The sequence below is a fragment of the Streptomyces lucensis JCM 4490 genome (assembly GCF_014650035.1).
GTDB lineage: Bacteria > Actinomycetota > Actinomycetes > Streptomycetales > Streptomycetaceae > Streptomyces > Streptomyces lucensis.
Window position 1 is genome coordinate 105139 of the sequence record NZ_BMUE01000014.1, and the last position, 15288, is coordinate 120426.

At 72.6% G+C, this 15288-nt stretch carries 14 protein-coding genes; 8 read left to right on the plus strand and 6 right to left on the minus strand.

Going from position 1 to position 15288, the window contains the following annotated elements:
- The first annotated feature begins 83 nt into the window (after positions 1-83).
- The 3 genes from IE177_RS27175 to IE177_RS27190 all read left to right on the plus strand — a co-directional run bounded on the left by IE177_RS27175 (position 84) and on the right by IE177_RS27190 (position 5230).
- Positions 84-1448, plus strand: a complete 1365-nt coding sequence (locus IE177_RS27175) for an alkaline phosphatase (protein ID WP_190018080.1) — start codon at positions 84-86, stop codon at positions 1446-1448.
- Positions 1449-1741: 293 nt separating this feature from the next.
- Positions 1742-2596: a MazG-like family protein gene (locus IE177_RS35250; RefSeq protein WP_229816291.1), complete on the plus strand. Its 855-nt coding sequence runs from the start codon at positions 1742-1744 to the stop codon at positions 2594-2596.
- A 138-nt stretch (positions 2597-2734) separates the two neighbouring features.
- Positions 2735-5230: a SpoIIE family protein phosphatase gene (locus IE177_RS27190; protein WP_190018081.1), complete on the plus strand. Its 2496-nt coding sequence runs from the start codon at positions 2735-2737 to the stop codon at positions 5228-5230.
- Here the strand turns inward: IE177_RS27190 and IE177_RS27195 are convergent.
- Complete coding sequence (locus IE177_RS27195) at positions 5199-6047, minus strand: alpha/beta fold hydrolase (protein WP_190018082.1); 849 nt, start codon at positions 6045-6047, stop codon at positions 5199-5201. The two genes, IE177_RS27190 and IE177_RS27195, sit on opposite strands and share 32 nt — an antisense overlap.
- 107 nt (positions 6048-6154) lie before the next feature.
- Here IE177_RS27195 and IE177_RS27200 point away from each other — a divergent pair, with 107 nt between their 5' ends.
- Positions 6155-6754 carry a TetR/AcrR family transcriptional regulator gene (locus IE177_RS27200; protein WP_190018083.1) on the plus strand — a complete coding sequence of 200 codons (600 nt, stop codon included), beginning with the start codon at positions 6155-6157 and terminating at the stop codon, positions 6752-6754.
- 45 nt (positions 6755-6799) lie between these two features.
- Here the strand turns inward: IE177_RS27200 and IE177_RS35505 are convergent, their stop codons facing one another.
- Entirely contained in the window at positions 6800-6922 is a 123-nt protein-coding gene (locus IE177_RS35505; protein WP_268253184.1) for a hypothetical protein, read from the minus strand.
- A gap of 240 nt (positions 6923-7162) precedes the next feature.
- On the opposite strand from IE177_RS35505, the gene IE177_RS27205 reads away from it, so the two are divergent.
- Positions 7163-7927: a polysaccharide deacetylase family protein gene (locus IE177_RS27205; RefSeq protein ID WP_190018084.1), complete on the plus strand. Its 765-nt coding sequence runs from the start codon at positions 7163-7165 to the stop codon at positions 7925-7927.
- Positions 7928-8023: 96 nt separating this feature from the next.
- Here IE177_RS27205 and IE177_RS27210 read toward each other — a convergent pair whose 3' ends face one another.
- Positions 8024-8914 (minus strand): SDR family oxidoreductase, encoded by an 891-nt coding sequence (locus tag IE177_RS27210; protein WP_190018085.1) that lies wholly within the window; start codon positions 8912-8914, stop codon positions 8024-8026.
- A 120-nt stretch (positions 8915-9034) separates the two neighbouring features.
- Complete coding sequence (locus IE177_RS27215; RefSeq protein ID WP_190018086.1) at positions 9035-9217, minus strand: hypothetical protein; 183 nt, start codon at positions 9215-9217, stop codon at positions 9035-9037.
- Positions 9218-9454: 237 nt separating this feature from the next.
- Between IE177_RS27215 and IE177_RS27220 the strand changes: the two genes are divergently transcribed.
- Positions 9455-9844 carry a VOC family protein gene (locus tag IE177_RS27220; protein WP_190018087.1) on the plus strand — a complete coding sequence of 130 codons (390 nt, stop codon included), beginning with the start codon at positions 9455-9457 and terminating at the stop codon, positions 9842-9844.
- A gap of 83 nt (positions 9845-9927) precedes the next feature.
- On the opposite strand, the gene bla is transcribed toward IE177_RS27220, so the two are convergent.
- Positions 9928-10830 carry a class A beta-lactamase gene (bla, locus tag IE177_RS27225; protein ID WP_190018164.1) on the minus strand — a complete coding sequence of 301 codons (903 nt, stop codon included), beginning with the start codon at positions 10828-10830 and terminating at the stop codon, positions 9928-9930.
- Positions 10831-11005: 175 nt separating this feature from the next.
- On the opposite strand from bla, the gene IE177_RS27230 reads away from it, so the two are divergent.
- Both IE177_RS27230 and IE177_RS27235 read left to right on the plus strand, forming a co-directional pair.
- Complete coding sequence (locus IE177_RS27230) at positions 11006-11974, plus strand: LysR family transcriptional regulator (protein ID WP_190018088.1); 969 nt, start codon at positions 11006-11008, stop codon at positions 11972-11974.
- Positions 11971-12918: a serine hydrolase gene (locus IE177_RS27235; protein WP_229816293.1), complete on the plus strand. Its 948-nt coding sequence runs from the start codon at positions 11971-11973 to the stop codon at positions 12916-12918. The genes IE177_RS27230 and IE177_RS27235 overlap by 4 nt, the downstream gene beginning before the upstream one ends.
- A 124-nt stretch (positions 12919-13042) precedes the next feature.
- On the opposite strand, the gene katG is transcribed toward IE177_RS27235, so the two are convergent.
- On the minus strand, positions 13043-15283 hold the full coding sequence (katG, locus tag IE177_RS27240) for a catalase/peroxidase HPI (protein WP_190018089.1): 2241 nt from the start codon (positions 15281-15283) through the stop codon (positions 13043-13045).
- Positions 15284-15288: the final 5 nt, after the last annotated feature.

A 15288-nucleotide genomic window follows, 5' to 3' on the forward strand; every position in this document is an offset into this window, starting at 1 on the left:
TCACCTCCGCTTCGCCGGCGCCTGGTGATCTGGCTCCCGTCGATCCCCGCACCCGATCACCCGACGCGCCAAGGAGTCATTCCATGCACGGAGCCACCCGCCGCCGCCTCACGATCGCGACCGCCCTGGTCACCGCGACCACGGCCGCCGTGGCGATCACCACCGCCGCCGGCGCCTCCGGCGGCAAGGAGCAGGCGCGGAACGCGATCCGGGACGGGAAGGCGAAGAACGTCATCCTGCTCATCGGTGACGGCATGGGCGACTCGGAGATCACCCTGGCCCGCGACTACACCGTGGGTGCCAACGGGCGCCTGAACATGGACAGATTCCCGCTCACCGGCGCCTACACCACGTACTCGGTCCACGCCGACGGCACCCCGGACTACGTCACCGACTCCGCCGCGAGCGGCACCGGCTGGGCCACCGGCGTGAAGACCGTGAACGGCCGCATCTCCAAGACCCCCGGAACCGACAAGCCGGTGCGGACCCTCCTGGAGCTGGCTCAGAAGAACGGCTACGCCACGGGCGACGTCACCACCGCCGAACTCACCGACGCCACCCCGGCCGTGCTCGCCTCCCACGCCACCGACCGCTCCTGCCAGGGTCCGGCCGACATGGCCAAGTGCCCCGGTGACAAGCTCGCCGCCGGCGGTCCGGGCTCGATCGCCGAGCAGGAGGTCAACCACAGGGTCGACGTTCTCTTCGGCGGCGGCAGGCAGCGCTTCGGCCAGACCGTCACCGACGGCAGGTACAAGGGCCTGACCGTCACCCAGCAGGCGCAGAAGCTGGGCTACCAGGTCGTCACCGACGACGCGTCCATGAAGGCGGCCAAGGCGGGCCGGCCGGTCCTCGGCCTCTTCGCCGCGGGGAACGTGCCCACCGAGTGGACCGGCAAGACGGCGGCGATCGGCGGCACGGACCCGCAGCGGTGTGTCGCCTCCAACCCCACCCGCCCGTCCACCACCCCCAGCCTCGCCGCCTCCGCCACGAAGGCGATCCAGCTGCTGGAGGCCAAGCAGAAGGCGAACCACTCCAAGCAGGGCTTCTTCCTGCAGATCGAGGGCGCCTCGATCGACAAGCAGGACCACGCCGCCGACCCCTGCGGTCAGATCGGTGAGACCGCGGCCTTCGACCGTGCGGTGAAGGTGGCCCGCGACTACGCGGTCAAGCACCCCGACACCCTGGTCGTCACCACCGCCGACCACGGCCACACGAGCCAGATCGTTCCGCTGGAGGCCACCCCGCCCGGCCTGTCCTCCACGCTGATCACCGACGAGGGCCAGCAGCTGAAGGTCAACTACTCGACCAACACCCCCGGCCAGTCCCAGGAGCACACCGGCACCGAGGTGCGCATCGCCGCCCAGGGACCGCTGGCCTACCGGGTCCTCGGCGTCACCAACCAGACCGATCTGTTCACCACGGTCCGCGAGGCGCTGCGACTGCGCTGAGCCCGGGAACGGCGAGCGGGACGGCCGCCGCCGGCTCCCGCTCGTGCACCGTCCACAGAGCGTGCCGCCCGCCGGGCGGCACGCTCTTTCGGGTTCCCCTCGGACGCCGGGGCGGCTCGCACGAGCCGGCGGCAGGCTCGGCGTTTCGGCCACCGTCCCGCCGGTGTCCGGCCCTTGCGCCCGCTCGACCGTCGAACGCGACCACGTCCAGGTGGTAGGCCTTGTGACGCAACCCCGAGTACCGCCACGCCCCGCGCCACCTCGCCGACCGCCCGACAAGAAGGGCCGAACCCGTGCTCACTCCCCGCCGCGCCACACCCGCCGACGCCGACGGCATCACCCGCATGAGGTCCGAGTTCATCCTCTCCCAACCGCTCGATCCGGACTGGCTGGCCCTGTGCCGGGACCAGCTGGCCAAGCGCCTCCAGTCCGGTGGCGACGCCCGGGCCTACGTCGTCGACGCGCCCGGTGGAGGGCTCGCCACCTGCGCGCTGGCCCTGGTCGGCCCCGTGCTGCCCGCGCCCCGGTATCCGCAGGGGCTGGCCGCACGCATCCAGGCCGTCGCCACCCGGCCCGGGTACCGGCGCCGCGGCCACGCCAAGGCCGCCCTCGCGGCACTCCTCGAAGAACTGGAGGAGGAGAGCATCACCCTCTTCGAGCTGCACGCCAGCGAGGAGTCCAGACACCTGTACGAGGTGCTCGGCTTCTCCAGCGATCCCGCGCTCATGCGCAGGACCAAAGTGCCCGCGCCGTCCCGTGGGGACGACACCGCGCCTGCCGCACCCGCCGACGACTGGGACGCGGTCCACCGTCTGGCCGGCGTCTTCGGCCGCCTGGACACCGAGAACGGGCTTCAGCCGGAGGAGCAGTGGACGCTGCAGGTGCTCAAGCTCGCCGAGGAGGTGGGCGAGGCCGCACAGGCCGTCATCGGCGCCCGGGGCACCAATCCCCGCAAGGGGCACAGTCATTCGTGGGCGGACGTACAGGACGAGGTCGCCGACGCCGTCATCACCGGCATGGTCACCCTGGCGCGCATGCGCCCTGACGCACGCGAGCACCTCAGTGCCGTCCTGGCCCGCAAGACGGCGCGCTTCCTCCCGCCGGACGATCCGAGCGGCGACCCGAGCGGCGGCTCGTCGCGGCGCTGACCGAGCGTTCCGGGCCGGCCCCCGCAGAGTCACGGCCCCGTGCGCACGACGTGTACCTTTCGCCCCATCTGGGATGATTTGAAGCGGATCGCATTCACGCACGAAGGCGAGACTCCGGTGACACGTGCGGAGCGGCAGGTGCCCGCCCTACCTGTCGCAGGCGGAGAGGCCCAGGCCGAACGGCTGCCCTTTCGAGAGCCTGTCCTGAAGGCTGCTCGTGCCGCCGCCCAGGGGGCGGCCCTGGGGACCGCTCTGCTCGGCCTGCTGGGGCTGACCGGCTGGATCCTGCACAACGACGCCCTGAAGCACGTGCTGCCCGGTGCCGCCACTCCGATGTCGGCCAACACCGCCGTCGCCCTGCTGGCGCTCGGTCTCTCACTGGCCGCGGTGGCCCGGGGATCCCCGGCGCCCCGGCGGCCGGCCGCGGCCCGCTCGGGAGCGGCCCTGGCCGCCGTGATCAGCGCTCTCACCCTCGTCGAGTACGCGACCGGGACCGCCCTGGGCATCGACCAGCTCCTCTTCCGGGACACCGCGCTGGTGGCGACCGCGGCGCCCGGGCGGATGGCGCTGAACACAGCGGCGGCGGTGGCCTTCGCCGCCGTGGCCACCCTGTGCGCGACCGAGCCGCGGCTCCCCGCCTGGACGGCGCAGATCCCGGCCATGGCCGCCTTCACGCTCGGCATGCTCCGGTTCTACGGGTTCGCGTACCACGTGCCGCAGTTGGAGTCGTTCGGCAGCTACACGGGCATGGCGCTGCCCACCGCCCTCGCCCTGGTACTGGCGGGTGCCTCGGCCTTCCTGGTCCGGCCGGACGAAGGTCCCGCGGGCCTGCTGCTGAACGCGGGCACCACGGGTGCCCTGGGACGCCGCCTGTTCGCCACCACCCTGGTGGTGCCACCGCTGCTCGGCTGGCTGATCCTGGAGGGCGAGGACGCCGGGCTGTACGGGATGCGGCTGGGCACCGCTCTCCTGGTGTGCGGCCACGTCAGCGTCTTCAGCGTGGTCATCTTCGCCACCCTCACCGTCGGCCGCCGCATCGAGGTGGCGCACGCCCGCGCCGAACGGCAGGTGCGGCAGAACGAACTGCTGCAGGCCTTCATGGACCACACGCCAGCGGCGGTGTTCGTCAAGGACCTGGACGGCCGCTTCCTGGCGGTGAACACGACGTTCGAGGAGACCACGGGCCTGCCCCCGGAACGGGTGCTGGGCCATTTCGACCGCGACGTCATGCCGCCGGACTTCGCCAGTCAGGCCCGGGCGGCCGATCTCGACATGCTCGAGCGGGGCGGCCCCGTGCAGCGGCAGGACCACATCGTCCTGCCGGGAGGCCCCCGGGACTTCCTCACCAGCCTCTTCTCGCTCAACGACCGGAGCGGCAGGCCGTACGCGGCGTGCGGCGTGGCCATGGACATCACCGAACGAGTCGCGGCCCAGCGCGAGGTCCAGCGGGCCGGCCGGCGCTTCCGGGCGCTCCTGGAGTCCGCGCCGGACGCCACCCTGATCACCGACGGCGACGGCACCATCGGCATGGCGAACTCACGGGTCGAGTCACTGTTCGGCCACGCACCGGACGACCTGGTCGGCAGCAGGGTCGGCGACCTGGCCCCGGGCCCGCAGCGTCCGCGGCACAACGCGCTGCTCCGCCGCTACCTCGAGTCCGAGGACCCACAGCCACTGGTCCTGGACAGAGGCCTGTACGGGCTGCACCTCGACGGCAGGAAGTTTCCCGTCGAGGTCAGCGTCAGCACCTTCCGGGCGGAAGCGGAGAGGCTGGTGTTCCTCACCGTACGGGACATCACCGGACGCAGACGGGCCGAGGCCGAACGGGCCGAGCGCTACGAACAGCACCGGCACATCGCGTACACCCTCCAGCACAGTCTCATGGGCGAGCCGCCCCGCCTGCCGTACCTGCCCAGCGCCCACCGGTACCTGGCGTCCGTCCAGGACCCCGGAGTCGGCGGCGACTGGTTCGACATCGTGCCCCTGGACAAGGCCCGCACCGGGATCGTCGTCGGCGACGTGATGGGCCGCGGCCTGGAGGCGGCGGCCGTCATGGGCCAGCTGCGCGCCGCCTCCCACGCCCTCGCCCGCACGGGGTTCCGGCCGCGCCGGGTCATGGCGGGGCTCGACGCGTTCGTCAGTGACCTGGCGGATCAGATCGTCACCTGCGTCTACCTGGTCATAGACCAGGAAGCGCACCAGGTGACCCTGTGCTCGGCGGGACATCCGCCGGTCATCGCCCTGCCCCCGGACGAGCACGCCCGCCGGCTGCAGGCCCCTGTCGGCGTGCCGCTGGGCGTCCATGGCCTGCGCCGCGACGAGGTGCCGTACCAGGAGACGATCCAGCCGCTGCGGCCGGGCAGCACCCTCGCGCTGTACACCGACGGGCTGGTCGAGAAGCCCGGCGCCGACGTCGACGCCCAGATCGACGTCCTCATCCGCACCCTGGACGACGTGCTGAAGGGCTCTCCCGCCGACGAGGAGACCCTGGACCAGGCCGCGGACCGGCTGGTCGTCACGCTCATCCCGGACACGACGGCCCATGACGACGACGTGACGCTGCTCCTGGTCGGCCTGCCCGTGTCACTCGATCCGGCCGGGCTCAGGCCTTGCCCGCCGGGGGGTGTTCCCTGACGAAGCGCCGGATCTCGCGCACCAGGGCTTCCGGGTTGTCGAGCGGGACGAGCGTACGGGAGTCTGGGATCTCCACATAGCGCGAGTTCGGCAGCAGCCCGGCCAGCCGGCGGCCGGTCGCGGGCGGCATCATGCGGTCCTCGGCGCCCCAGGCCACGAGGGCGGGCCGGGTGAACGACGGCAGGTTCCCGGCCGCTTCCAGATAGCAGTCCTTGCGTGTGGCGCGCAGGAACCTGGCGAGGTCCCGCCGCACGTGCCGATCGGTCAGCAACGGCCGGTACCAGCGCGCGATCAGTTCCTTCGGCAGCGGCTTCTTCGCCATGCCGCCGAGTGAGGTCTCCATGCGGGCCAGGGCGGGGAACCGGAAGGACTGGACGAGGAGGAGGAGTCCGCCCGGGATCCTGCTCGCCGCGTGCAGCAGCCGGCCCTGGATGCCCGGTGGATAGTTGTCCAGGGCCTCGCAGGAGGTCAGGACCAGCCGGGCGATGCGCTGGTCCCGCACTCCGACGAGGAGCTGGGCGGTTCCGGCGTCGTTCTGGACGAGGGTGACGTCGCTCAGGTCCAGCCGGTCCATGAACTCGGCCAGCAGGCCTGCGACCCCGTGCGCGGAGAGGTCGGCGTCGGGGCGCATCGGGCGCCGGTGGCTGCCGAGCGGCAGCACGGGGACCAGCACCCGGAAGTCGGGCCGGAGGGCACAGACGACGTCGGCCCAGACCGACTCGTCGAAGCCGAGTCCGTGGGCCAGCACGACCGCGGGGCCGTCGCCTCCGGTGTCCTCGTAGTCGATGGTTCCCGCGCTCAGTCCGATCTCCGGCATGCCCTGCCTCCGACCCCGTCGATGCTCGCTCGCGACTAGATAGATCGTTCTAGTGACAGAATAGACCCCGAGCGCACCACGCGTCAGCGGCACCGCGGAGGTTCCCCTTGAGCGACGGCAAGGCCACCAGCACCCACGAGACCCGGCGGCGCATCCTGGACGCGGGCACCGAGCTGTTCCGGCGCAGGGGATACACCGGCACCGGCATGAAGCAGATCGCCGAGGCGGCCGGTGCGCCGTTCGGGTCGATCTACCACTTCTTCCCCGGTGGCAAGGCCCAGCTGGCCGAGGAGGTCGTCCGCACGTCGGGCGCCGTCTACCTGGGGCTGATCAGCGCGCTGATGACGCCGTACGAGGACCGGGTCGCCGCCACCGCGGACGCGTTCACCGCGGCGGCCGGCACGCTCGCCGAACTGGACTTCGCCGACCCGTGCCCCATCGCCACGGTCGCGATGGAGGTCGCGAGCACCGACGAGACGCTGCGGCAGGCGACTTCGGAGGTGTTCGACAGCTGGATCGGGCAGCTGGCCGGCTACTACGCCCAGGGGGGCGTCCCGGAGCCGGCCGCCCGGGAGACGGCGAGTTCGGTCGTCGCCCTGCTGGAGGGCGCCTTCATGCTCGGCCGTGCCGCGCGCAGCACCGCACCGGTGCTGGCGGCCGGCCATGCGGCGGCGGCGATCGTACGGGCGGCGCTCGGCGGCCGGTGACCGCCCTTCCCGGGGCGGCGGCGCGCGGTCACAGCTGCCGGCGTACTACAGGGCGAAGACGGTGAGCGCCACACCGGTCCAGCCGGCGGCGGTCTGCAGTACGGCGGCGCCACCGGCCTCGTACGCCCCGGTCAGCGCGAAACGGCAGGCGCCGATCAGCAGGAACACCGCCAGCCCGTCCCTCGGGCCCGAGCCGTCGTCCGGCGTGGGCCGTGTACGTCACGGAGTACCCCGATCCCGACGGGGTGCGCGTCGGCGGAGCGGACCACCGGACCGGTCCCGGAGGGGTCTGTCTCGGAAGCGCCCCGGAATTGTCCGTGATCGGTAACAGACGGATCCCGTGCTCGGGGCGGACCGTCCTGACAGGTGCACGGGGAACGGACCGATACGGCAAGGGGCGGGGCGGACATGGCGCGGCATGGCGGGCGGGGATGGTACGGCCGGTTGATCGCGGCGGCGGTCGGGGTCACGGCGGTGGCGGCCGCCACCTCGGTGTGGACCGCCCAGGCCGGTCAGCCGGGCGGCGGCTCCGACGGGACGGCGCGGCACTCCGCGCCGAAGCCGGCGCACGTGTCCGAGACCATCGCCCACGCCTCCGACGGGGGCGCGCACGCCGTCAACATCACCATCGACGACGGCCCGGACCCGGCGTGGACCCCGCAGGTGCTGCAACTGCTGCGGGACAACGGCGTGAAGGCGACGTTCTGCATGGTCGGCACCCAGGCGCAGGCGCACCCGGACCTGGTGAAGAAGGTGGTGGCGGCGGGGCACCGGCTGTGCGATCACACGGTGTCGCACGACACCACCATGGACAAGAAGTCCACGGCCTACCAGTCGCAGCAGATCCTCGATGCCGAGCGGCAGATCACCAAGGCGTCCGGTGGCGTGCGGCCGATGTACTACCGCGCCCCGGGCGGTGCCTTCACCCCGTACAGCCGGCACCTCGCCGCGTCGCACGGGATGCGGCCGCTCGGCTGGAACGTCGACTCCAAGGACTTCGAGCGGCCGGGTACGGACGCCATCGTCAACACCGTCAGGACCGAACTGAAGAACGGGCCCACGATCCTCTTCCACGACGCGGGCGGCGACCGCTCCCAGACCGTGGCCGCGCTGCGCACCCTGCTGCCCTGGCTGAAGCAGCAGGGGTACACGTTCGGGTTCCCCGTACGCTGAACAGCGCCTGTAGCAACGGGACTTCGGGGGCCCTCGGTACGGAGCGACCATTGGCCGCCGCGGCACCTCGACGCCCCCCTTTCAGGAACGGCGAGGTCAGGGCAGGGGGGTGCCGCCGGTCGCGTTGAGGATCTCGGCGGTGATGTAGCTCGCCTGCGGCGAGGCCAGATAGACGTAGGCGGGGGCCAGTTCGGCGGGCTGGGCCGGGCGGCCGAGCGGGCTCTGCTTGCCGAACTCCGTCGTGTCGGGCAGGGTCGACGGGATGAGCGGCGTCCACACCGGGCCGGGCGCGACCGCGTTGACCCGGATGCCGCGCTCGGCGACCATCTGGGCGAGCCCCTGCGTGAAGGTGACGATCGCACCCTTCGTCATGGCGTAGTCCAGCAGGTGCGGGCTGGGCTTGTACGCCTGCACGGAGGTGGAGTTGATGACAGAGCCGCCGGACGGGATGTGCGGCAGGGCGAACTTGGTCAGCCAGAACATGCCGTACAGGTTCGTCCGCATCACCCGGTCGAACTGCTCGGTGCTGATCGCCTCGATGCCGTCCGGCTGGGACATCTGGTAGGCCGCGTTGTTCACCAGGACGTCGATGCGGCCGAACTCGGCCACCGCGCGCTCGACCAGTGCCCGGCAGTTGCCCTCGTCCCGGATGTCGCAGGACACGGCGACCGCCTTGCGGCCCGCTTCCTCGACGAGACGTGACGTCTCGCGCGCCTCGTCCTCCTCCTCGGCGAGATGGGTGAACAGCACGTCGGCGCCCTCGCGGGCGAAGGCGAGGGCCACCGCCCGTCCGATGCCGGAGTCCCCACCGGTGATCACGGCCTTGCGGCCGTCCAGCCGGCCGGCGCCGCGGTAGGACTCCTCGCCGTGGTCGGGCGGCGGGTCCATCGGACCGGTCCAGCCGGGATGCGGCTGGTCCTGGGCGGGGAAGTCGGGGCGGGGGTGCTGTGTGACCGGGTTCGGCCGGTCACCGTGCTGGGGCGTCACGGGAGCCTCCTGTGTCTCGGCGAACGGGACAGCCGCCCGGGTTCCCGGATCACGCCCGCCGAAAAGCCACCGATCAGCGAGAACGCGCGCCGGGGAGGCTTCGCGCCCCGCCGGTGCACGTCAGGTCGTCGGCGCGGTCCGGCCGGTGGCGCGCATGAGGTCCCTGCGGGCGTTGTTGCAGATCCGCAGGAGGTGCTTCGCCACGGCGCAGGCCACGGAATCGGCATGGCACTGGCGGCAGGTCTGCAGGTGCTGCTGGTAGGTGAGGCGCGCGTTCTCGAACGCGTCTTCGACAGAAGACATGGACATCTCCGGGTAGGGCGCGTCATGGGACCGCGCCGAGTTGACTGACTGGTACACCTGAAGACAAGGTCATCATGTTACTGGCGGTACTGGGAAACCCGTCCTGACGCCTCCGGCCGGGACCGGATTCGCGTGGACGTTCGCACGCGTCCGTGACTACCATCGGCGGCGGCATCGCGTGCCGGTCACCGGCCGGGTGAGGCATGGAGGTGCCAGGACATGCCCCGGAGGCATTCCTTGCCAGTCGAGTTCAACCACACCATCGTCCACGCCCGCGACAACCGGGAGTCGGCCCGGTTCTTCACCGAACTGCTCGGCCTCGACATCACCACGGAGTGGGGCCCGTTCATCGCGGTCGCCCTGAGCAACGGCGTCACCCTGGACTTCGCCACCGTCCCCGAGGACAGCATCACCCCGCAGCACTACGCCTTCCTCGTCTCCGAGGAGGAGTTCGACGCGGCGTACGCCCTCATCACCCGACGCGGCATCGAGCACTACGCCGACCCGCACCGCCGCCGGCCGGGCACGATCAACCACAACGACGGCGGCCGGGGCGTGTACTTCACGGATCCCTCGGGCCACGCCATGGAGCTCATCACCGTGCCCTACGGCGGCTGGCCGGCATAGGGGCCGAAGGCAGGCCGTGCGCCGGCCGCGGGACGCCACCGTCCGTGTCGTCCCGCGGCCGGCGCGGCCCGGGCCGCGGAGAGTCACTCGCCGGGTGCCAGGGTGCGGGCCACGACGTCCGCCGCCCCGGACACCAGCGCGTCGTCCACCGGCGCGTCCTTGCCGCTCTTGGTCGACAGCACGGCCAGCACGACCGGCGTCCCCCGGGTCGTCCAGGCCACGCCGATGTCGTTGGCCGTCGCGTAGGAGCCGGTTCCGGTCTTGTCCGCCAGGACCCAGTCGGGAGGCAGCCCGTCGCGGAAGCGTGCCGCGCTCGTGGTGTTGCCCTTCATCCAGCTGACCAGCTGGGCCCGGGCGGCGCCGTCCAGCGCCCCGCCCAGGGTCAGCCGCTCCAGGCTCCGGCCGACGGCCCGCGGGGTCGTGGTGTCGCGCGGATCGCCCGGGACCGCCGTGTTCAGTTCGGTCTCCCACCGGTCGAGCCGGCTCACGCCGTCGCCGAGCGACCGGAAGAACCGGGTCAGACCGGCCGGGCCGCCGATCTGACGGAGCAGCAGGTTGCCGGCCGCGTTGTCGCTGTACTGGATCGCCGCGGCGCACAGGTCCGCCACGCTCATGCCGGTCCCCAGGTGCTCCTCGGTACGCGGTGAGTTGGGCAGGATGTCGTGCGGCGGATAGTGGATCACCCTGTCGAGCGGCGCGCAGCCGCCGTGGTCGCGCAGGACCGCCGCCGCGGCGAAAGCCTTGAACGTCGAGCACATGGGGAACCGCTCCCCCGCCCGGTACGACAGGGTCCGTCCGGTACGGACGTTGTGCGCGTACACGCCCAGCCGGGCGCCGTACCGCTGCTCCAGGCCGCTCAACTCGGCCTCGGCGGCGCCGGGCCGGCGGTGCGGAGCCGCACCGGCGGGGGGCGCGGCGGCGGCGTCGGCCGCGACGGCGCAGGTGGTGAGCGCGAGGCCGGCCTTGAGCAGGCGGCGGCGCGGCATCGGGTCGGGGCGGTCGGTGCTGTACACGGCTGTGGTCCTCCCGGGACATGGCCGGCGGCTCCTCGGAGCCGCGGCGGTTGGTGGATCTTCCGGCGGGGACAGCGAAACAGCGGGACGCCACTCATGTCCAAGAGTGAACTTTGAACGCCTCATGCCTTATTGATATGACTGCTGGGTGGATCTTCTGGCACACCTGGAGGCGTACGTCGCCACGGCCGACGAAGTGAGCTTCTCGCGGGCGGCCGACCGGCTGGGCATCGCCCAGCCGCTGCTCAGCCGCCGCATCAAGACGCTCGAAGCCCACTTCGGTGGTGCGCTGTTCGACCGCTCACGGCGGCAGATCGCGACGACGGAGCTGGGTGTGCTGCTGCTGCCCTACGCACGGGAGGTGCTGGACCGCGCCCAGCGGCTGCGGCAGGCCGCCCGCTCGGCGCGGCGCTCCCGCGTGCTCACCGTGGGCGTGCCCGCCGACTGCGCTCCGGCGGCCCTGGCGCGTGTCCTGCGCGCGGGCGCCGAGCGCGGGATCGCCCTCGGCGTGCGGGAACTTCCGCCCGCGGAGCGGGCCTTGGGGCTGGCAGACGGTTCGCTCGCGTACGCGCTGCTGCGGGTCCCGCCGGAACAGGCCGCTCTCCGGGTGCCGTTGGGTCTGGCGTCGGCGCCGGACCGGCCGGACCACGTGCCCGGCGCGGGGCGTGTGATCCACCTGGAGGAGCTGCGGCCGAGACGCGGTCGCACCGCCGTGCCGCCCGCGCCGTCGCCCGTTCTGCTCCTGCCGGAGGACCAAGTGCCCTACTTCGCCGACCGGCTGGAGAGGGCCGTGGCCCGCGCCGGGCTGCCCGGCGGGCGGTTCCGGCCGGCCGGTCCGGCGGCCACCGCGCTCGCCGAGACGCTGGCGGGGCGGGCCCTGCTGCTGTGCGCGGAGCCGTTCGCCCGGCAGCACGGCGCGCGGTGGGCGCCGTTGGGCGACGGGGCGCTGCGCCGGGGGTACGACGTGAGCGCGGCCCCGGACCGCTCCGGCGGGGCGGACGTCCCGGGCTGGCTGACCCCCCTGCTGGCCTCCGCCGTGGCGGCCGGCTCCCGGCCCGGCGCGCCGGAGTCCGCGGCCCATGGCGACGCCCCGGCACGGCTGGCGGCGCGCGGATGAGCACGCCGATGGGCACGCCGCCGGTCCGGCGGCCGGTGTACGTCGGCGACGCGGACGCCCTGCTGGACGTCGCCGAGGCGGTCGCCGCGGACTGGGCGTCCCTCGGCGTCCGCGGCTCGTTCCTCGCCCGGAACATCGACACCGGCGAGCAACTCGGTTTTGGTGTCGAGGAGTCGATGCCGCTGGCGTCGGTGGTGAAGGTCCCGCTCGCGCTGGTCGTGCTGGACCGGATCGCGGCCGGTGACCTCGACGCCGCGCAGCCGGTCACGGTCGATCCCGCCACGAGCAGCGTCGGCCATACCGGGCTCGCCGCGTTCCGGTACCCGGCCACCGTCGCTGTCGGTGACCTGCTGCGGCTGATGCTCTCGGTGAGCGACAACGCCGCCGCGGACGCACTGCTCGGCCTGGTGCCGATCGCACAGGTCGACGCGCGGCTGCGTGCCTGGGGGTGCGCGGGCATTCACGTGCGGCATCGGCTGAACCACATGTACGAGTGCGCCGCCGGCGCCGCCGGGAACGACTTCTCGCTGGCCCTGGAGCTGGCCGTCCGGGACGAACGCGCCGGCCGGCACACCATCGAGACCCTGGACCCGGCGTTCGCCAACGCCGGTTCGGCCGCGGCGCTCGTCTCGCTGCTGCGGCGCGTGTGGTGCGACGAGGTCTCCGCTCCGGCGGCGACGGCCGAACTGCGCCGGCTGATGGGCGCGCAGGTGTTCACGCACCGGCTGGCGAGCGAGCTGCGCGCGGACACCCTGCGGTGGAGCGGCAAGACCGGCACGTTCCTGCACCTGCGGCACGAGATCGGCGTGGTCGAGGCGGAGTCCGGTGACCGGGTGGCCATGGCAGCGCTCACCCGTGCGGACCGGCGGGCGGGGCAGGCGCCGGACATCGACCTCGCGATCGGCGTCGCGGCGCGCGAGGCGTTCGAGGCGCTGCGCCGGTGAGGTGTGACACGCCGCCCACGGGCCGGACCCTGCGAACGCGGCTCGCCGGGCCCGGAGGGAGCCGGCCGCGAACGGCGTCCGGGGCCGCCCCGCAGGACGGACCCGGACGTCCGTGCGCCGCCGGTCAGCCGGCCCGGACGACGTCGAACCGGTCCAGGTTCATGACCTTGTCCCACGCGGCGACGAAGTCCGTCACGAACTTCTCCTTGGCGTCGTCGCTCGCGTAGACCTCGGCGAGCGCGCGCAGCTCGGAGTTGGAGCCGAAGACGAGGTCGGCGCGGCTGCCCGCCCACTTCAGCTCACCGGTGGCGGCGTCGCGGCCCTCGAACGTGGTCTGGTCCTCGGACGTCGCCTTCCACGTCGTGCCCAGGTCGAGCAGGTTGACGAAGAAGTCGTTGGTGAGGACCTCGGGCGTGGTGGTGAGGACGCCCAGCTGCGAACCCTGGTGGTTGGCGCCGAGGACGCGCAGGCCACCGACGAGCACCGTCATCTCGGGGGCGCTGAGGTTCAGCAGGTTCGCCCTGTCGAGCAGCAGGAACTCGGCCGGCAGGCGGTTGCCCTTGCCGAGGTAGTTGCGGAAGCCGTCCGCGGTCGGCTCCAGCGCCTCGAACGACTCGGTGTCGGTGTGCTCCTGGCCGGCGTCCACCCGGCCGGGGGTGAAGGGCACCTGGACCTCGAAGCCGGCTTCCTTGGCGGCCTTCTCCACGGCGGCGGCACCGCCGAGGACGATGAGGTCGGCCAGGGAGACCTTCCTGGCGCCGGACGAGGCGTTGAACTCCTGCTGGACGCCCTCCAGGGTGCGCAGCGCCTGGGCGAGCCGGTCGGGGTCGTTGACCTCCCAGCCGCTCTGGGGGGCCAGGCGGATGCGGGCACCGTTGGCGCCGCCGCGCTTGTCGCTGCCGCGGAACGTCGAGGCGGACGCCCATGCGGTGGCGACCAGCTGGGACACGCTGAGACCCGAGTCGAGCAGCTTGGTCTTGAGGGCCGCGATGTCCGCGGCGTCGATCGGCTCGCCCTCGCGCTCCGGCAGCGGGTCCTGCCACAGCAGCGTCTCCCGCGGGACCTCGGGGCCGAGGTACAGCGCCTTCGGTCCCATGTCGCGGTGGGTGAGCTTGTACCAGGCGCGGGCGAAGGCGTCCGCGAACTCCTGGGGGTTCTCGTGGAAGCGGCGGGAGATCGGCCCGTACACCGGGTCGAGGCGCAGCGCCAGGTCGGTGGTGAGCATGTTCGGCGCGATCCTCTTCGAGGAGTCGTGGGCGTGCGGGACCGTGCCCTCGCCCGCGCCGTCCTTCGGCCGCCACTGCTTGGCGCCGGCCGGGGACTCGGTCAGTTCCCACTCGTAGCCGAAGAGGACGTCGAAGAAGCTGTTGTCCCACTGGGTCGGCGTCGGGGTCCAGGTGACCTCCAGGCCGGAGGTGATGGCGTCCCCGCCCTTGCCGGTGCCGAAGGTGCTCCGCCAGCCCAGGCCCTGCTCCTCGAGGCCGGCCGCCTCGGGGTCGGCGCCGACGTGGTCGGCGGGACCGGCGCCGTGGGTCTTGCCGAAGGTGTGACCACCGGCGATCAGGGCGACGGTCTCCTCGTCGTTCATCGCCATGCGGCGGAACGTCTCACGGATGTCACGGGCGGCGGCCAGCGGGTCCGGGTTGCCGTTGGGGCCCTCGGGGTTGACGTAGATGAGGCCCATCTGGACGGCGCCGAGCGGGTTCTCCAGTTCGCGGTCGCCGGTGTAGCGCCTGTCGTCGAGCCAGGTGGTCTCGGGACCCCAGTAGACGTCCTCCTCCGCCTCCCACACGTCCTCGCGGCCGCCGCCGAAGCCGAAGGTGGTGAAGCCCATCGACTCCAGGGCCACGTTGCCGGCGAGGATCAGCAGGTCGGCCCAGGAGATCTTCTGGCCGTACTTCTTCTTGACCGGCCACAGCAGGCGGCGGGCCTTGTCCAGGTTGGCGTTGTCGGGCCAGCTGTTCAGCGGGGCGAAGCGCTGCTGGCCGGCACCGGCGCCGCCGCGGCCGTCGCTGATCCGGTAGGTGCCGGCGCTGTGCCAGGCCATACGGACGATGAGCGGGCCGTAGTTCCCGAAGTCGGCCGGCCACCAGTCCTGGGAGGTGGTGAGCACCTCGGCGATGTCCCGTTTCACGGCGGGCAGGTCAAGGGACGCGAAGGCCTCGGCGTAATCGAATTCCCCGCCCAGCGGATTGGCCACGGCCGGGTTCTTGGCGAGGATCTTCAGGTTCAGCCGTTCCGGCCACCACTGGCGGTTGCCGCCGCCCTGGGTCGGGTGCAGAGCGCGGTCATGTGCGACGGGGCAGCCACCGCTCGTGCCCTCCGCCTTCGCATCCGTGACGATCGCGTCGTGGTTCTCAGTCATGGCAA